The organism is Flavobacterium sp. RSP15 (genome assembly GCF_003968755.1).
In the GTDB taxonomy this organism is placed as follows: Bacteria; Bacteroidota; Bacteroidia; order Flavobacteriales; family Flavobacteriaceae; genus Flavobacterium.
Genome location: NZ_RYDL01000005.1, coordinates 174,745 through 195,580 on the forward strand (window position 1 = coordinate 174,745; position 20,836 = coordinate 195,580).

General features: G+C 36.6%; 11 protein-coding genes. 8 read left to right on the forward strand and 3 right to left on the reverse strand.

The annotated features are described in order from the left end of the window. Positions 1-31 precede the first annotated feature (31 nt). The gene (locus tag EKM00_RS07880) at positions 32-634 is read right to left on the reverse strand and encodes a trimeric intracellular cation channel family protein (RefSeq protein WP_126455951.1); all 603 of its coding nucleotides are present in this window, start codon (positions 632-634) and stop codon (positions 32-34) included. 177 nt (positions 635-811) lie between these two features. On the opposite strand from EKM00_RS07880, the gene EKM00_RS07885 reads away from it, so the two are divergent. From EKM00_RS07885 to EKM00_RS07910, 6 genes are all read left to right on the forward strand, one after another. Continuing rightward, positions 812-1,597 (forward strand): TrmH family RNA methyltransferase, encoded by a 786-nt coding sequence (locus EKM00_RS07885; RefSeq protein ID WP_126515814.1) that lies wholly within the window; start codon positions 812-814, stop codon positions 1,595-1,597. 396 nt (positions 1,598-1,993) lie between these two features. After that, positions 1,994-4,213: a RelA/SpoT family protein gene (locus EKM00_RS07890; protein WP_126515815.1), complete on the forward strand. Its 2,220-nt coding sequence runs from the start codon at positions 1,994-1,996 to the stop codon at positions 4,211-4,213. A 116-nt stretch (positions 4,214-4,329) separates the two neighbouring features. Continuing rightward, complete coding sequence (locus EKM00_RS07895; RefSeq protein ID WP_126515816.1) at positions 4,330-4,812, forward strand: Fur family transcriptional regulator; 483 nt, start codon at positions 4,330-4,332, stop codon at positions 4,810-4,812. Positions 4,813-4,843: 31 nt separating this feature from the next. Then, complete coding sequence (locus EKM00_RS07900) at positions 4,844-6,115, forward strand: adenylosuccinate synthase (protein ID WP_126515817.1); 1,272 nt, start codon at positions 4,844-4,846, stop codon at positions 6,113-6,115. Positions 6,116-6,176: 61 nt separating this feature from the next. Then, on the forward strand, positions 6,177-6,758 hold the full coding sequence (nudK, locus tag EKM00_RS07905; protein WP_126515818.1) for a GDP-mannose pyrophosphatase NudK: 582 nt from the start codon (positions 6,177-6,179) through the stop codon (positions 6,756-6,758). Beyond that, positions 6,758-7,639 (forward strand): DMT family transporter, encoded by an 882-nt coding sequence (locus EKM00_RS07910; protein ID WP_126515819.1) that lies wholly within the window; start codon positions 6,758-6,760, stop codon positions 7,637-7,639. The genes nudK and EKM00_RS07910 overlap by 1 nt, the downstream gene beginning before the upstream one ends. Before the next feature lie 82 nt (positions 7,640-7,721). On the opposite strand, the gene EKM00_RS07915 is transcribed toward EKM00_RS07910, so the two are convergent. Together EKM00_RS07915 and EKM00_RS07920 are read right to left on the reverse strand one after the other, a co-directional pair. Further along, positions 7,722-8,360: a peroxiredoxin gene (locus tag EKM00_RS07915; RefSeq protein ID WP_126461136.1), complete on the reverse strand. Its 639-nt coding sequence runs from the start codon at positions 8,358-8,360 to the stop codon at positions 7,722-7,724. A 289-nt stretch (positions 8,361-8,649) separates the two neighbouring features. Beyond that, positions 8,650-9,861 (reverse strand): MFS transporter, encoded by a 1,212-nt coding sequence (locus tag EKM00_RS07920; protein ID WP_126515820.1) that lies wholly within the window; start codon positions 9,859-9,861, stop codon positions 8,650-8,652. A 544-nt stretch (positions 9,862-10,405) separates the two neighbouring features. Here EKM00_RS07920 and EKM00_RS07925 point away from each other — a divergent pair. Together EKM00_RS07925 and EKM00_RS07930 are read left to right on the forward strand one after the other, a co-directional pair. Next, positions 10,406-15,145, forward strand: a complete 4,740-nt coding sequence (locus EKM00_RS07925) for a LamG-like jellyroll fold domain-containing protein (RefSeq protein ID WP_126515821.1) — start codon at positions 10,406-10,408, stop codon at positions 15,143-15,145. Positions 15,146-16,014: 869 nt separating this feature from the next. Next, entirely contained in the window at positions 16,015-20,730 is a 4,716-nt protein-coding gene (locus tag EKM00_RS07930) for a choice-of-anchor D domain-containing protein (protein ID WP_126515822.1), read from the forward strand. Positions 20,731-20,836 lie beyond the last annotated feature (106 nt).

A 20,836-nucleotide genomic window follows, 5' to 3' on the forward strand; every position in this document is an offset into this window, starting at 1 on the left:
TGGTTTTAGACTTTGTGAAAGTAATCATTTTTTATTTAGGTTCTAAAGTGGGCAGATACCATTTGAATTTTACGGCCATCAACCGAATCACAATAATAAAAATCGACGTTGTTATGTATAAAATATCCTTATCCAAATTAAATTCCCGAAGCATAAAAAACAGCATTCCGCCCAGAATACAAATCGTGGCGTAAATTTCCCGTCTGAAAATCACCGGAATATCGTTGCATAAAATATCCCGAATAACCCCTCCAAAACAAGCTGTGATCGTTCCTAATGCAATGCATATAACAGGATGCAAACCAATATTTATTCCTTTTTCAAGACCAATTAATGTGAAAACGCCCAGCCCGACGGTATCAAATAAAAACAAAGAAGTGCGCAAACGATCAAATTTTTTCCTGAAAATAATCGACAAAACAAACCCCAAAAAAATCACATACACGTAATTCAGGTCCAGCATCCAGCCCACGGGCGTCCTACCAATCATAACATCTCGCAAGGTTCCGCCGCCAACAGCCGTTACAAACGCAATGATGAACACCCCAAAAGGATCGAGTTTTTTACTCATAGCGGTCAATGCGCCTGACATGGTAAAAGCAATCGTACCGACAAAGTCTAGAAAGTAAAACATTTAGATTGAAATTTTTTAATTTTGGAATTTTGACAAAAATAAAGAAAATACTCGTAAAAATAACCAAAGCAACTGGCATTAATGCTGCTATTGCTTCCAAATAAATATTCGGATCAGATTAGAAAACTGGATTTTCTCTGTGTATCTTTGTCGTGTTTAATTAAATAGAGGAAAGCCTTGAAACAAATTACTTCGATACAAAATCCGCACATAAAATCCTTAGTGCAATTGCAGGAAAAAGCAAAAGCACGCAAACAATCCGGTACTTTTTTGATAGAGGGAAAACGGGAAATTTCAATTGCAATCAAAGGCGGTTACGAAATAGAAACTTTATTGTTTTTACCTGAACTTTGTTCCGAGACCGAAGCGCATCAATTGTCTGAAAATGCAGAATTGATCGAAATCAATAAAGAAGTCTACCAGAAACTGGCTTATCGCGATACCACCGAAGGTATTTTGGCTATAGCCAAAACCAAATCATTGCGATTATCCGATTTAGAATTATCCGAAAACCCATTGATTCTAGTTGCTGAAGCACCTGAAAAACCGGGAAACATTGGCGCTTTGTTGCGCACTGCGGATGCTGCTAATCTGGATGCCGTGATTATTGCCAACCCAAAAAGCGATTTATACAACCCAAATATTGTGCGTTCCAGCGTAGGTTGTTTGTTTACCAACCAAATTGCAACCGGAACTACAGCAGAAATTATTGCTTTTTTGAAGGAACGAAAAATCAATTTTTATTGTGCAACCCTACAAAACTCCACTTCCTATCATACCCAAGATTACACCACACCAACGGCTTTAGTAGTAGGAACAGAGGCAACTGGCTTGACAGCAGCATGGCGAGAAGAAGCCACCCACAATATTATTATTCCAATGCAGGGCGAAATCGATTCGATGAATGTTTCCGTTGCTGCAGCCATCTTGATCTTTGAAGCCAAAAGACAACGGGGATTTTAGACTGAAGATGAATGCTTTTTCAATAGGAGATTTCAAAATTCTCATTGGCATAACTAAAGACAATGGGTTTAGAGAAGGACTACTTTTAGTTAAAAGAGAAATTTCATTTTGCTTCCAAACGTTCGCCACAGCCTTCCGGTACTATTTTTTCTGCAAAGCCACTAATTGTGTGGTAAAATGAAATAATATGTATTTTCATGCTGATGTGCATTTATTTTTAAAATGCAACACAACTGGAAAAGCAGTCTGAATCACAATTAAACCCATTTCCGGACGGACTGATTTCAGTTATGACTTTCAAAATTTAGCGTTTAAAAAAATCCTGTAATATCGTGCTTAAATAAAATTGCATATCTGCTAACTTATTGCTATTTTTAAGAAATGAACCATGCCGTTATGATCGAAATAGATTTAGAAAAAGAAAATAAAGCTATAGCTCAGGAGTACAAAGAGTTACTTCGAATAAGCTACCAAACCTTGAGTGATGAGGACAAAAAACTCATCCGAAAAGCCTTTGATGTATCTGTAGAAGCCCATAAAGAGCAACGCAGAAAGTCCGGTGAAGCCTACATTTTTCATCCTATCGCTGTAGCAAAAATTGTTGCTTCAGAAATAGGTTTGGGAGCAACCTCTATTGCAGCTGCATTATTGCACGATGTGGTCGAGGATACACCCACTACAATTCAGGACATCGAGCGCTTATTTAATCCTAAAGTAGCCCAAATTGTTGAAGGATTAACAAAAATATCTATGGTGCAAAGAGACCTAAACGTTTCAATGCAAGCCGAAAATTTTCGCAAGATGATTTTGACGCTAAATGATGATGTGCGCGTAATCCTGATTAAACTTGCTGATCGCCTGCACAACATGCAAACCATGGATTCGATGCAAGAGGACAAGCAGACTAAAATTGCATCTGAAACCTTGTACATTTATGCGCCATTGGCCCATCGATTGGGTTTGTACAATATCAAGACAAAACTGGAAGATTTAGGGTTAAAATATACGGAACCAGCAGTATACAATGAAATCGTAAGTAAAATAAAAGAAACTAAAGAGGAGCAGGATGCGTATATTGAGGCTATTTCAAATGTTTTGAAAACATCCTTAGATACTGAAGAAATTGATTATATCATAAAAGGCCGGCCAAAATCAATCTACTCCATCCGGAGAAAGATGCAGGCTCAAAATGTAAGTTTTGACGAAGTGTATGATAAATTTGCACTCCGAATTGTTTACAAATCAACTCCCCATGACGAAAAATTCATAGCCTGGAAAATATACTCCATTGTAACGGACCACTACAGGCCTAGCCCGAGTAGGTTGCGCGATTGGATTTCGTCCCCAAAATCGACTGGCTACGAAGCCTTGCATATTACCGTAATGGGTCCCAAAGGGCGCTGGATTGAAGTTCAGGTACGCAGCGAACGCATGGATGAAATTGCCGAAAAAGGATATGCTGCGCACTACAAATATAAAAATGGCACTACCGAAGAAAGTGGTTTGGATGTCTGGCTCAATCTACTTAAAGAAGCCTTAGAGAATTCTGAGACAAATGCAGTAAATTTTGTGGAGGATTTCAAGATGAATTTATATTCAAAAGAAATTTTTGTTTTTACCCCAAAGGGAGAAATAAAATCCTTGCCCAAAGGCGCTACATCGCTTGATTTTGCCTTCAGCATTCACTCCGAAATAGGCATTCGCACCAGGGGAACACGTGTAAACGGGAAATTAGTCCCGCTGAATTTCGAATTAAAAAGTGGTGATCAAATTGAAGTAATCACGTCACAACATCAAAAACCAACGATCAACTGGCTGGATTATGTGACCACTTCAAGAGCCAAAACTAAGATAAAAAATGTTTTAAACGAGAACACCAAGAAAATTGGAGAAGAAGGAAAAGAACTGCTGACGCGTAAACTAAAGCATTTAAAAATAACGTTAAATGAATCTGTAGTTAATGAGCTAGTCAATTTTTTTAAGTTAAAAACAAGCTTAGATTTATTTTACAGAGTAGGGATTGGCGCTATAGAAAACCAACAACTCAAAGATTATGCAGCCCAAAAAAGCAATACTTTTATTAATTTTTTCAAGAATAAAATAAAACGAACCGCCAGCACAGCTGATGAGGACATTCATAAACCAATAATAAGTAGCAATTATGACATACTCGTATTTGGCAAAGAACATGACAAACTAGATTATAAATTATCCCCGTGTTGCAATCCAATTCCCGGGGATGACGTGTTTGGATTTGTCACGATAAACGAAGGGATAAAAGTGCATAAAAAAGATTGCCCAAACGCAATTGGAATGCAATCCAACTATGCCTACCGGATCATGACGGCCAAATGGATTGACTCTTCCCAAGAAGAATTCAAGGCCATCATAAACATAACCGGAATGGATGTTTTAGGACTTACCAACCAGCTGACAAAAGTGATTTCGAATAATATGCATGTGAACATCCAGAGTATTTCTTTGAGCACTGATGCGGGTATATTTCAAGGACAAGTGGCGGTAATTGTACGGAACAATACGATCTTAAAAAAATTAATCAATAATATCAAAAAAATTGACGGAATAGATAAGGTAACCCGAGTTTATAAAACCTAGAAAAGTTGCTTGTTTTTTAAATAATATAGCTTTTCCCGCCTGAAACAGAACAAACTTGAAACTAAACAAACCGGAAACTTTAATCTTTAAACTAAAAAAATTATCTTTGCCAGTATATGACACTCATTTCCACAGATAACAACAAGAACCAAGAAATTGTAAAAAATGTTTTTACAATGTATCTTGAGAAAAAAGGACATCGCAAAACGCCTGAACGTTATGCTATTCTTCAGGAAATTTACGATAGTGAAGAACATTTTGACGTAGAGAATCTCTACATCAAAATGAAAAATAAAAACTATCGGGTTAGTAGGGCAACCCTTTACAATACGATCGAATTATTATTGGACTGTGCTTTAGTGCGCAAACACCAATTTGGACAGAATCAGGCACATTACGAAAAATCATATTTTGACAAACAGCACGATCACATTATCATGACTGATACCGGTGAAGTAATCGAGTTTTGTGACCCTAGAATCCAAAGCATCAAAAAAACAATTGAGGAAATTTTCGATATAGAAATTACAAATCACTCCTTATACCTTTACGGTGTAAAAAAGGAAAAGAATACTCTGAACGAACAAGATCGTTCCTAATTATAAAAATTAACTACAAATAACATATAGAATGACGGTAGATTTATTACTAGGGTTGCAATGGGGAGATGAAGGAAAAGGAAAAATTGTGGATGTTCTTACTTCGAAATATGACATTATTGCACGTTTTCAAGGAGGTCCAAATGCAGGACACACTTTAGAATTTGATGGAATAAAACATGTTCTTAGAACTATTCCTTCCGGTATTTTTCATAAAACTGCTGTAAACATCATTGGAAACGGAGTTGTAATTGATCCTGTAGTTTTTCAAAAAGAAATTGAAGGCCTTGAAAAATTTAAATTAGACATCAAAAACAAATTAATCATTTCAAGAAAAGCGCATTTAATTTTACCAACGCACCGCTTGTTAGATGCCGCATCAGAAGCATCTAAAGGAAAAGCAAAAATTGGTTCTACTTTAAAAGGAATTGGCCCTACTTATATGGACAAAACCGGAAGAAACGGAATCCGTGTGGGTGATATTGAATTAGAAGATTTTACAGATCGTTACAGAGCTTTGGCTGACAAGCACGAAGCCATGATAAAATTCTATGATGTTGCGATACAATACAATTTAGAAGAATTAGAAAAAGAATTTTTTGAAGCTATCGAAGAGCTAAAAAAATTAGACTTTATTGATAGCGAAGAATATTTACACCAAGCGCAAAAAGCAGGTAAATCAATATTATGTGAAGGAGCCCAAGGTTCGTTATTAGATGTTGATTTTGGAACCTATCCATTTGTGACTTCGTCTAATACAACTGCCGCAGGCGCTTGTACCGGTTTAGGGATTGCTCCAAATAAAATCAAGGAAGTATACGGAATCTTCAAAGCCTATGTAACACGCGTTGGAAGTGGCCCGTTCCCTACTGAACTTTTTGACGAAGATGGTGCAACTATGGCCCGTGTTGGAAATGAATTTGGATCAGTAACCGGCAGACAAAGACGTTGTGGCTGGTTAGACTTAGTAGCACTGAAATATGCGGTTCAAGTGAATGGTGTAACCCAACTGATGATGATGAAAGGGGATGTCCTTTCAGGATTTGAAACGTTGAAAGTATGTACGGAATACAATTATAAAGGAGAAAATATTTCACATTTCCCATACAACATTGAACCAGAAAATGTAACTCCAGTGTATCAGGATTTCAAAGGATGGAAACAAGATTTGACTGGCATGACCACATATGATGAGTTACCAATCGAATTAAAAGAATACATTGAATTCATCGAAAAAGAAGTAGAAGTGCCTATCAAAATTGTTTCTGTAGGTCCAGACAGAAAGCAAACGATTCTGAAATAAGATTATGAAACGTCCCGATAAATCGGGACGTTTTTTTTAGTTTAAAAATCAATTCCTACGAATGAAAAACCCAACCATTAAAATACAAAAAACCGAATTGCTCTCAGACAATTGGTACCTTTTAAACAAAGTCACTTTTGACTATCAAAAAAAAGACGACTCCTGGATTACCCAAAAAAGAGAAGTCTATGATAGAGGAAACGGAGCCGCCATTTTGCTTTATAACACTTTACAAAAAACCGTTATTCTTACACGCCAGTTTCGCTTGCCAACCTATCTTAACGGGAATGAAACCGGCATGATGATTGAGGTTTGTGCCGGCCTTTTGGATCAAGACAACCCAGAGCAATGCATCATTAGAGAAACCGAAGAAGAAACAGGATATCGTATTTCTACAGTCAAAAAAGTCATGGAAACATATATGTCTCCAGGAGCTGTAACTGAAATATTGTATTTATTTGTTGGCGAGTACGATGAATCTATGAAAGTAAGTGACGGTGGCGGAGTAGCACATGAGGAAGAAAATATAGATGTGATCGAAATGTCTTTTGAAGAAGCGTATGCCATGATTGAATCTGGTCAAATGCAGGATGCCAAGACTATTATGTTATTACAGTATGCTAAAATTCATAATTTGGTTTAATGAGTAATCCCACTAAAGGAGTTCTATTTGCCTTATTTGCTACCTTGTTATGGTCCGTAAATATGGTCATCGCCAGTGGCATAAAAGACCACATTCCTCCTATAGGACTGGCCTTTTGGCGCTGGACAATTGCATGTCTCGTTTTGGCTCCATTTGCTTTAAAAAGTACTACTAGAAATTTCACAATTGTTAAAAAACACCTCCGGTATCTTGTGTTTACGGCGGTATTGGGAATCACTATTTTCAACACGTTAATTTACATTGCAGGAAAAACAACGAGTGCTGTGAATTTATCGCTAATCGCCATTTCGATTCCGTTATTTATTGTTGTAATCTCCAGAATTATTTTTAAAGAGACCGTTTCTAATCTAAAAATCATAGGAATTGTAACTATAATCACAGGGGTTCTAGTGCTAATTACCAAAGGTTCGCTTCAGGCCTTGCTAAAAATCAACTTTACCATTGGGGATTTATTGATGCTTGTGGCTTGCTTCTTTTTTGCGTATTACACTATTTTAGTGCGTAAAAAACCACCTGAATTAACACCAAAAGTATTTTTGTTTAGTGTTTTTGTAATAGGCACACTGCTCCTTTTTCCTTTTTATCTTTGTGAACATTTGCTTTACAAAAAAGTTATTTTTGACACTAAAACGATACTGATTACCTCCTATGTTGGCATTTTTGCTTCGCTGGTTTCTTTCTATTTGTGGAACGAAGCCATACGATTGATAGGCACATCTAAAACAGCTCTAATCTATTATTTAATCCCAATATTCAGCGGTATTCTTGCTTACTTTTTCCTAAATCAAGCAATTAGATTGATACAAATTATTAGTATGGGCATCATTGTTTCTGGTTTATTAATCACCAATAAGAAGTAATTTTTAATTTTTGACAAAATAGAAAAGCAGAATGAAAATAAATTCATTCTGCTTTCATGTTTATACGGTTTTCTAAAAAATATTATTTATTGGGCTGCGGAGTCATTCGCAAATACGGTTTGACCCTTTCGTAGCCTTTTGGAAATTTAGTCGGGATATCTTCATCTTTAACCGCAGGCGAAATTACAACGCTATCTCCATCTTTCCAGTTGGCCGGTGTGGCCACGCTGTAATTAGCTGTCAATTGCAGACTATCGATGACACGCAATAATTCATCAAAATTTCTACCGGTTGATGCCGGATAGGTCAATGTCAATTTTATTTTTTTGTCTGGTCCTATTATAAAAACGGAACGAACGGTGAAACTCTCACTTGCGTTGGGATGAATCATGTCATATAGTTCCGCGATATGCTTGCCTTCATCGGCTATTATAGGGAAATCTACAGTAGTATTTTGAGTTTCATTGATGTCTTTAATCCATTCCATGTGTGAATCGACGCCATCTACGCTCAATGCGATTACCTTGACATTTCGTTTTTTAAATTCAGGATAATACAGTGCTGCTGTTCCTAACTCAGTGGTGCAAACCGGTGTGAAATCAGCAGGATGTGAGAACAAAATACCCCAAGAATCTCCTAGCCATTGATGAAATTCTATTTTTCCTTGTGACGTTTCTGCTTCAAAATCAGGAGCAATATCGCCTAATCGTACTGTTGCCATACTTGTTTATTTTAATAATTAGTAACACTGTAAGGTATCGAAATAAACACACTTTAGAGGGAAAACAACTCTTAAAATTCTACTAATTTTTATAAAAACCAGAACGAAGCCCTATAAAAAAATAATGCCATTAGGAAACCAAATACCCTAGAGCTCTGATAGCAGCGACATCTCCCGATTTAGAAAAACGAGGCTTTTTCAGCTGTAGTTTATATTACCTTGGAATACAAGTGCAGAGCAGGACACGCGCGAAGCGAACTGACGAAGTAAATATAACTACGAAAAAGTATTATTTTTTCTTTAAATTAGGCAAAAAGAAAGCAATAATTCCGATCAACGGCAAATAGGCACACAGGTAATAGACATAAGTGATGCTGGTGTGATCTGCTAGATTTCCGAGTAAAGCAGAGCCTAAACCGCCCATTCCGAAGGCGAAACCATAGAAAAGTCCAGAAACCATTCCGAGTTTTTTAGGTAGTAATTCCTGTGCAAAAACCAGAATAGCCGGAAAGGCTGAGGACATTATAGTTCCAATGAGGACGGAAAGGACTCCGGTCCAAAATAAATCGACAAACGGCAACAGTAAGGTAAAAGGCGCGGCTCCCAAGACAGAGAACCAAATGACGTATTTCCTGCCGTATTTATCGCCCAAAGGTCCACCAATTAAAGTTCCTATTGCACAAGAGGCTAAAAACAGAACCAAGTGAAACTGGGCATCCTGCACTGATAATCCAAATTTTTCGATTAAATAAAAGGTGAAATAACTGGACATACTGGCCATGTAAAAGAATTTTGAAAATATCAAAACCATCAAAATTCCCACGGAGATTGCGATCGTTTTTTGAGACAAATTAGGCAAATTGATTACCGTTTTTTTAGTGCTCTTTAAACTCAAATGCTTTTTATACCAAAGGGCAATCCTACTCAAAACAACCAATCCAATAAGGGCGACGGCGACGAACCAAATGATGTAATATTGAGAATTAGGAACCACAATTAAGGCAACCAGTAAAGGCCCGATCGCTGTTCCGGCATTGCCCCCCAACTGAAAAATGGATTGTGCCAAACCCCGTTTTCCTCCAGAGGCCAAAAAGGAGATTCGGGATGCTTCAGGATGAAAAATGGACGAACCAATCCCGACTAATACAACCGAAACAATGATCATTGAAAAACTGGACGCATAGGACAAGCCCACAATTCCGGATAAGGTAAAAAGCATTCCGAAAATTTGGGAAAATGGTTTTGGTCTTTTGTCCGTGTAGAGTCCTACGATCGGCTGCAAAATGGAAGCCGCTAATTGATAGGCTAAGGTAATTAACCCGATTTGGGTGAAGGTTAAATTAAAATTTTCTTTTAAAATAGGGTACGCAGCCGGAATAACGGCCTGTAATAAATCATTTAGCAAATGAGCAAATGCAATAGAAAACAGGACAGGATACACGGTTTGCTGTGCAATAACGGTAGTGTCAATTTGTGTTGCATTATCAGAGGATGAATTCATATTTTTTAATAAAACTGTATTATTAATGCGAATTAAGGAGTAGCAAAAAGCAGCCCAAACCTTTAAATTAATTAAAAACAAAAGACTGAAAGCCATACTATTTAAGATGCTTTTGACTCCATTTTGACCCAGCTATATACTCTGAATAAGGTGCTAAAATTAGTTAAAAATTGCGTTTTAATCCGTAAAAAAGATAGAAAAAAATTAAAACAAGCATGATTTGTTATTACAGTAAATTAAAATCCTGTTTAAGTGTTTTTAGAAATTATTACGCCTCGATTTGTAGAAATTCAGTACTGCCTTGCCTATTTTTTTTCACAAAAAAAGTAGAAAAAATATATTTTTATGCGTTTAAACGATAATACTCGCTTTTAAACGGTAAAAAAGGAGTGTTTTACTAAAAAATATTTTATATTTGAAAAGTTCAATTTTAGTATAAAAGTCTTAATTGAATGAGGATTAAAATTCATTAATAACGATAATTAGTCTCTTGTACCATAACAGTTTGCAATTATAACCACGATAATTCATACATTACCTAAACATGAAAAGAACTTTACTCTTTACAAAAACAACCTGTTTTACTGTCGCGTTTTTATGTCTTGTTTTTTTAGGATATTCACAGACCAAAACCATACATTACGAAAATTTTGACGCTAATAATGGAGGCTGGACATCAAGCACTGAATCAGATAGAAATGGATCATGGTCCTATAACGCTAACCCTATAGTGGGAGAAGGAAGTTACTGGAGCATAAACAATTACAACGATTATGGAATTAATTATTTAACGAGATTAACGAGTCCTGTAATTTCAACTAGCGGTTTTAATAATGTTAAATTCTATATTGACATTCGCTACGTCACACAATCAGGCGTCGATGGTATGAATATAGAATACACAACGGACGCACTTGGATTAACAGGATGGGTCAGATTAGGAAACGCTGGTAATGGGAATAATTGGTACAGCGACATGGATGTTAATGGTATAGGTAATGATGTTCATGGATGGTCTGGAATAAATACTGAAGTAGAGCAAAGTCCATCTAAATTTATAGAAGCCTCGATATCTGGTAGTGATGTCGCTGGATTAAATAATGCTACCTCTTTACGATTTAGAATTAATTTTGGATCAGATAATAATCGTAACGATGACGGAGTAGCTATTGACAATGTCATAATTAAAGGAGAACATATTACTGCACCAGCAAATCCAGCGATAGGGCCTGGTAATATAAACGGAAATCTTAAACTTTGGTTGAAAGCAAATGTAGGGACAAACTCAACAACTGATAACAGTACAGTAACCTCATGGTCAGACCAAGCCTATGACAATAGTGCAAACGGTTATGGTACTTTTGCTCCTAAATATAGAAACGATGCGAGTCGAAACATTAATTTTAATCCTGTTGTAGATTTTAGTCGAAGTGGAAGTAATGTTTTAAAAGGAAAGGGAGGCTATTGGTCTACGGATTATTATGTTGTAGTAAAAACAAACGGTAATTCCGATAAATCAACAAATAATTCACAAGAAATAATATCTGGAAGGATAACAACTGAAAATTTTGGACAAGATGGAACTGGACTGGGATTAGGAAGAATTTCCTCTCGATTTAATAGTGACAATTTAATATCCCACATGATTGGAACCTATTCAGTGTCCAGTAATCCAGACTCTTATGGTCGAAGTTATGCACCACCTTCTCCTACAAATACTGTTGGAGGAACTGTAATGATTTTAAATATCAAATCAAATACCTCAGTAACTCCAAACGTTACTGAAATTTATTTGAATGGTAAAAAAATTGATACTCATACAGCTACAACTGGGACAAGTGGTACAGGAACTCCGTTAACTTTTTCGGATTTTAACAATTCTGTTTATCAATTAGGAGTCGGTCGATTTACTCTTAATGGTTTTTTAGTAGGAGGAGTTTTACTTAACACCTATCTAGATGGTAGAATAACAGAGGTAGCAAGTTATTCGACCGCCAGAACTGAGCTTGAGCAACAAAAAATACAATCTTATCTGGGAATTAAGAATGGAGTAACCTTACACGCAAGCGGAAGTACGACAGCAGATAATTTTGGAGATGTAAACTACATCGATTCCAATGGAGATCCTATTTGGGATGTTGCAGCTAATACAGGCTTTAATTATGACATAGCTGGAATAGGAAGAGATGATAATACTGTACTAATACAAAAGCAATCTAAAAGTGAAAATCCTAATACAGTTTTAACTATTGGGCTTAGTGATATAACAAGCACCAATAGTAATAATCCAAATAATTTTGGAGGAGATAGAAACTATCTGATGTGGGGATCCAACAATGGCACAATGTCAAACTCTGGAATCAACTTAAACATTGATCTTGGACCAACAACCATTTCTACTAGTACTGAGGTAGTCAACAGGAAATGGAAAGTAGTAGAAAAAACAGGAATAGACGTAGGCACCGTTCGTGTCAACATTCCAGCTGCGACATTCTTAAGCGGATTACCTGCTTTAGGTCCAACAGATGCATACGTAATGGTAGTGGCTACCAATTCAGCTTTTACAACAGGACTTGAAACTGTTTTCATGTCGACAGCGAGTGGCAATCAAACCTGTTTATATGATTTTGATGGAACTAAATACATCACTTTTGGTGTGGCACATAGAGCCACAAAACCGTTACATATAACACTCGATGGGCTTGACGATTTTGTAAGAATTGGCAATAGCAACGAACTACCTGCTGCATTTTCTTTTATGACCTGGATACGACCAAACGGTACCAATACTTTAGCAAATGAACGAACTATTTTATCAAAAAAATCCGCTGCTGGAAATGGATATCAAATAGTTTTACAAAACGACAATAGAATTAGGTTTGAATGGTACAATGACATAGGTGTTTTAAGTACCGCGATAACAAATACCATTTTACCAAATACAAAATGGCATAATATAGCATATACTTATACTTCCTTAACATTATCTATTTATATTGATGGTGTTTTTGAAAAAACAGTGACAAAGACGAGAGATCCTGGTACATCAACAGGAACTTTCAGTATTGGTGGTCAGTTCATAACTAAAAACGCCATTAATAACTTATTTAAAGGTGATATAGACGAACTCAGAATCTGGAATCGAGTACTCACCGCAAAAGAGATTCAATTTATTATGAACCAAGAAATAGTACAAAGTAATACAGGAACAATTGGAACTATTATTCCTTCTACAATTACTAAAAACGATACTAATACCTTACTTTGGAATAATTTAATTGCTTATTACTCGATGAACTCTTACATAGGAACACATCTTGACGATGATTCAGTAAATGTAAACAGAGGAAGTTTAGTAATTCCTGATAAAATATCAATCAATGTACAAACTGCTCCGATGCCATACATAAGTGATAGTAATGGGTTATGGCAAACTCCAACAACATGGAAAAATGGAGGAAATCAAGATGTACCATATAGTTTATCTATTATCAATAATACTACTCCCATAGATTGGAATATTGTAAAAACAACCCACATTATTACTTCTTCAGGAAATAAAACCGTTCTAGGATTATTTGTTAACAGCAATACTTTAAGTGCAACTAACGATTCCAAAATAGAAGTCTCCCATTATCTAAAACTCGATGGAAAAATAGACTTAGTAGGTAGATCCCAATTGGTACAAAAACTAGGCAGTGATTTAGATGCAACAAGTGCAGGATCCATAAAAAGGGACCAACAAGGCCAAGCCAATAAATTCAATTACAACTATTGGAGTGCTCCGGTGGGCCGAATTAACGATACTACCAATAATAATAATTTTACTGTAGCTGAAGTCTTAAAGGACGGAACAAATCCTGCAGCTCCAGGAACGATAACTTGGATTAATGGTTATGACGGCGCTACGACTCCATTTAGTTTAGCGCGCTACTGGATTTATAAATTTGACAGCAACCTGAATGCCTCTGATTATGCTAATTGGACTCAAATAGGCGAAACAGGCACACTTCAAGCAGGAAAAGGATTCACCTTGAAAGGACCGGGAACTTCAGGAACACAAAACCTTAGCTTTTCAGGAAAACCAAATAATGGTACTATAACAAATACCATTGGTTCTGATCAGTTATTATTGGTAGGCAATCCGTATCCTTCAGCACTGGATGCTGATCAATTTATAATGGATAATATTAATTCTATAGAAACTTCAACAACCAATCCGGCAATTGATGGCGCCTTGTATTTCTGGGAACATTATTCGACCAACAATTCGCATAATTTAGCGGCGTATCAAGGGGGTTACGGCATAAGAAACTTATCCGGCGGAGTCGCTCCAAGTGCTACAGGAGTCGATTTCATAAGTGGCACCGGATCATCCTCAAAATTAGATCCAAAAAGATATATTCCTGTAGGGCAAGGATTTTTTGTTATTGGAAAAATTGGATCTGGCGGCACGGTCACTTTCAATAATAGTCAAAGAGATTTTGTTAAAGAAGATTCTGTCGGTCTTTCGCAGACACTGTATAGAATCCCTGAAACACCTAAAGATTCAAATCATTGGACAGACAACAGCAATGCTAGAATTGAGAACGACACGCACAAAAAAATACGTCTCGGATTTAATGTTATCGATAAAACTTTTCATAGACAGGTACTTCTAGCCTTTATGGAGGAAAGAGCGAACGCGGAGATGAATGATGGCTATGATGCCTATAATATTGATGGTTCTCCAAATGATCTGTATTTATTGAATGGCGAAAATAGATTAGCCATACAAGGAGAAGGCTATTTTGATCAAGAGGCCTCCTTCCCTATTGGGGTTCGAACTGAAGCTGCTGGAAAAGTATCATTTGGTATTGATGCCTTAGAAAACTTTGATGAAAACCAAAATATTTTTATTTACGATAAAGAAACAGACACCTATAATAGTCTAAAAAATACGCTTTATGAAGTGGACCTTCCCGAAGGATATGTTACGGATCGTTTCGCTTTGCGATTTACTGACAAAAGTCTTGTGGTACAAGATCAAGTGTATGAGAACGCAATTACTGTATTCTTTACCCGTTCTAATAATGTTTTGAATATTACAAATAGTACAAATGACAACACCGTTCTGTCTGTTTCTCTTTATAATATTCAAGGGAAATTAATGGAGGAATGGGAGGTTGCGGACAAAGAACAAACCAATATGAAAATCCAGATTCAGGACAAAGAAGCTGAAGTGTATGTTGTAAAACTGAAAACGTCCAAAGGAATCATAAGCAAAAAAATTATCGTGAAATAAGTTCCAATCCATTTTAATTTTAAAAAATACGGCACCAACCTTTATGGAAATTCTTGAAAACAAAAAGCCAAACCACAAAGAAATTATAATTTTCAAACAGTACGGCATCGCGATATTGACTTTGTTCTGCAACAACAACAACAACAACAACAAGGCATCTCGTTTTTTATAAACAACGAAATAAAGAAATCCGACAATAGTCACTACATCCGTATTTTAAAGATTTTCTCGATACCCATTTGTATTTGGCACCAATAAATTGATTTTTTTTATTCTAACAAAAATAACCCATGATTGACCGCAAAATCCATTCAATCTACGGATGCTGCTTTTTATACTTTTTCGATTCCATTCTTTTGTATTGCAGGCTGAGTCATAAATAACCCAATTCCATTTTTAGCATGTGCCTTTTTGATAATGCTGTAAAAGGACAGACGCTATAAAACAAGAGGACTTTCAGCGAAGCAGACAACATTTATAGAAAACAACTATTTCTAAAAAAGAGCCTCGAATTACAATACTTTTTACCAATTTTTTTAAAATTAAAATAGAAAACCGGGGTAATTCTGATAATTCGTGGCTGAAATAATTAAGTGGTATTAGTTACGAACCGGACTATAAATAATACTATTAATGCAAGTACCGCAAAACATATTTACGGAAAAACTTAAAAATATGTTATTAAAAAGTAATATTTAACTTATGTTTATTATTTATATATGTATTTTATCGATTTTACGTGCTTTTAAACAGATTATCGAAGTAATATATTTAAATTTACTTTTTCTAAAAGTTTTTGTAAAATTTACCTCTTTCAACTTAAAAAAAAGAATCCTAAAGCATAATTAATTAAACACCCCAATTAAATTATGAAAAAAACTACTTTATCTGATAAAAAGCTTTTTTTTACAATTCTTCTGTTTTTTATTATCTTTTGCGGTTCTTCTCAAACTAAACAAATTTTTAGCGCATCTGAAGTTTTTACAGTTCCCGCTGCAGCAACCAATGTACTGATAAATTCATGGGACGCAGCAGGTGCAGAATCCTCTAATTCAAAAAGTGATGCAAGAAGTCTTTCTACATTTGCAACAACTATACCCGTTGTAGCGTTAAGTGATAAAAATTTCGGTAGCCTTAATAGCAGTAGTGGTTCAAATAGAACAAATAATTCATTGGCTGCCAACGAAATAAATATAAAAGGAAACACTATTTCAATTGCAAATGGCGATACAACACCAAGTATAAATGATTGGACTGACTTTGGATCAATGGAAACCAGTATGGGAATCATCACAAAAACATATACTATTCAAAATACGGGAAACCTTGCACTCTCCATAGGCTCCATCACTATTTCTGGCACTAACGCTGCTAATTTCACACTTACCACCATTCCTAGTCCTTTAATTACTGCAGGAGGAAGTTCTACATTTTCGATTGCTTTTGACCCTAATGCCCTTGGCACAAAAACAGCAACAATTTCGATAGTAAACAATGACTCTGATGAAAATCCGTATAATTTTGCCATTAAAGGCCTTGGAATACAAACCTTTTTTGATAGTGATGGCGATGGTATTTTTGATAATATCGACATTGACGATGACAATGATGGAATTCTGGATGCCACCGAAGAAATAAATTGCAATAATTCAAACGGGCGTAAAGTAAATTATAAGTTCTTAAATGAAACCTTTGGAACGGGAGGAAGAACCTCTTCCTTTACTACTGCCTATAATGCCACAACTACCTATTGCTACGAAGATGGAATTACCGGTACTAATACAACCGAATGTCCATCTCAATCGACCAAGATATTAGACGATGGTGAATACACAGTAGTTTCTAAAATAACAGGAACATCGGCAAGTGATACTGAAAATATTCATGGCGATTTAGCTTGGTATAATGGAGAAGACCATACTGCCGGAGATACTAATGGACGAATGGCTGTTTTTAATGCCAGTTTTGCTTCCGGTGTATTTTATGAAACAACGATTACCGGAATACTTTCGAATCTACCCATTACCTATAGTTTTTGGGCATTAAACATCATGGCATCCTCCACTTATCCCAAATCTATTTTGCCCAATATAACCGTTGAGTTTTTTGATTTATCAAACAATCAACTAGCATCTTTCAATACTGGTGACATTGGAAGGTGCTCCGGAACTACGGCAGACAATAGCTGTGCACAGGGTGTCTGGCAACAATTTACCATGAGTGTCAATCTAGGAAACACCAATGCATTCATCATTCGCTTCAAAAATAATGCGCCCGGAGGTAATGGTAACGACCTTGCGCTGGATGACATCCTGATCGCTCAAACTTTATGTGATTTAGATAATGATGGTGTTGCGGATCTATTTGATTTGGATGCTGATAATGATGGCATCGAGGATGTTATTGAAGTAGGCTTAGGAAATCTAAGCAATGGAAAAGGTAAAATTGATGCAGCTTGGGCTGATGCAAACGGCAATGGATTACACGACAATGCAGAATCGAGTGCGGCATTACCCGCGTTAGATTCAGACGGAGACGGCATACCCAACTACATAGATTTAGACAGTGACAATGACAGCCTTTTTGATGTAGATGAATCCGGTACAGGAAATACGAATGCTGTGGCTGGTTTTATCAATGGAGATGGCGATATTAATGGGGATGGCACAGGAGATGGATTAGATTCTGAGACCTTTAGAAATAAAGATACGGACGGTAATGGTACCATAGAACTTTTTGGTGATGGAATATTAGACATTTACGATTACGGTACCGGAATCAACCAATATGGAAATTTAGGACAAGGAGAAAATGTTGCGCCTTTTCTCAATTATCTTTTGGATACTGACGGCGATGGAATTCCAAATTACATTGATGTAAAATCTAATGGACTTACATTTGATATCGCTAAAACGTTGTTAATCTATGATTATAAAACGCTGGACACTAACAACGATGGAATTATTGATGGAACAACTGATGCCGATAAAGATGGTATTCCGGATGCTTTTGATACCAATCCAGCTGTTTTTGGTTCTCCAAGGGATTTACACTCTAAATTATTTCTTGATTTTGACGGTCGAAACGATTACGGACAAAGCACCTCCATTCTGGGTGGTTTAGCCAATGCTTCCCTAATGGCATGGATCAATTTGAATCCTGCTTTTATAACAGACGGCGTTATTGTGGGTCAGGATAAATTTCAAATCCGTATTTCAGCGGCTAAAAAACTGCAAGCGGTTGTAAATGGCACTACAGTAACTTTTGGTACTGCTTTAGATGTTTCTCAATGGTATAATGTAGCCACGGTCTTTGACGGCAATAATTTGAAATTATATTTAAATGGTACTTTGGTAACAACCCAAGCAGCATCCGGAAGTATTGCTATTGATCCCTCACTGCTTACTTTAGGAAAGAATCCCATTGCAAACACAAAATATTTCAAAGGGAAAATAGATGAAATACGCGTCTTCAATGTGGCGCTAACGGACTCTCAATTACAACGAATGGTGTATCAGGAAATACAAAATACTGGCTCAGAAGTTAGAGGAACTATCGTCCCTAAAAATATTGCTGTCACCCCGGCTTCATTGCCTTTTGCAAACCTGCTTCGGTATTACAGAATGGACACCTACAAAGATAACATTATTGATGACCTATCTACCCCGACAATTGACCTCACCGGAACAAAAATCTACAATCATAAAAACATTGATATACAACAGGCACCCTTGCCTTTCCTGACAGAAAGAACCGGTAGTTTTGCAACAGCAGTGCATAGTCCAACCAAAGAAATCAGCGGAAATGACATCATGAAAAACGATTGGTCAATAATCAAAGTACAACATGACATTATTGAAACGGCAAACAACATTGATTTAGGAATGCTGGTTGATTCCGGAAAAAAAATAACAATGAATAATGATACTAAAATACAAAATGACTGGTACTTAAAATTAGACGGTAAAATTGATTTAGTAGGAAAATCACAATTAGTGCAAACTGCGCAAAGCGAATTAGACGTGGCCAGCGCAGGCACTATAGAAAGAGACCAGCAAGGACAATCCAACCTTTACAACTACAACTTCTGGAGCTCTCCTGTAAGCCCCGTAAACACAATGGCAAACAATACGGATTATACCGTCAATGCGGTGTTTAGAGACGGAACAAATCCTGCAATGCCAGCAGCAATCAATTGGATTGGAGGCTATGATGGACGCGCAACAGACCCAATTAGTTTAGCCCGGTATTGGCTTTATAAATTTGACAATTATGCCAGTGCGTACGCAAATTGGGTGCAAATAAATGAAACCAGTCCGTTGCGAGTGGGACAGGGATTTACGTTAAAAGGAAACGGAGCAGCCTCCGAAACTCAAAATTATACCTTTACAGGAAAACCAAATAATGGAATTATACTTACAAATACAGTGAGCGCAACACAATTATTACTTACCGGAAATCCCTATCCGTCAGCTTTAGATGCCTTTGCTTTCATCAATGACAATCTGAATTCCATAGACCAATTACAAGACACAGGCGTAGACGGTACGCTCTATTTCTGGGAACACTCCTCCAACAACAATACACATGTTTTAAGAGATTATTTAGGAGGCTACGCTGTGCTTAACTTATCCGGTGGTTTACCGCCAGTGGTACCGGATATGATCAGTGGCGTAGGGTTGAGCAACAAAATTCCAAAGCAAAATATTCCAGTTGGCCAGGGATTCTTTGTATTTGGCAAAACGGGTGGTGGCGGAACCGTAATTTTCAATAACGGTCAACGAACTTTTCAGAAAGAAACGGATGCAGCATCCAATACTCTTTTCAAAACTACAGCTACCACAAAAGCAAAAAATACATGGAATACTAATGCCAGTGATCCTGTAAAAAAAGACTCCCTGAAAAGGATCCGCTTGGGTTTCAACTCAACCAATAATTTCCATCGCCAAGTCTTGTTAGCTTTTATGCAGGGGCAAGCAACCAGCGCGATTGATTATGGTTATGACGGCTTCTTGATGGATGATCTGCCTAGCGACATGTATTTCTTAAATGGTACAAAGCAACTGGTAATTCAAGGGGAAGGCTACTTTGACCTGGAATCATCCTACCCCATCGGCGTAAAAACAGATCGGGAAGGAATTGTACAATTTTTAATCGACGGTCTGGAAAATTTCGAAACCAATCAACCTGTTTTTGTTTATGATGACAATACTAAAACCCATCATAATATCAGGAATGCAACTTTTGAAATCAATCTTGCCAAAGGGGAATTCCACAATCGCTTTTCGTTGCGTTTCAAAGACAAGAGCCTTGGAATAACGGATCCCATCCATACGAGTAACACTCTAGTAATTCTGCATTCGCAAAATAAAAACGTGCTGATGATCCACAACAAAAAAACAGACACAACGGTTCAAGAAGTTACTTTATTCAATATTCTTGGGCAAGTAGTCTCCAGTTGGAAGGTTGAAAATCAAGATCAGCAAAACATACAGCTTCCCCTTGAAAAAGAAAGTTCCGGTGTTTATATTGCACAGTTACAAACTTCAAAAGGAATGCTTCGCGAAAAGATAATTATCAAATAATCTGTTTCTTTTTGGAGAAAAAAATCAAAAACAATTAAATAAATAGTACTCTGAATTTTAAAATTGATTTGAATTATTATCTATATTTGGACTGATATCCAAAGTA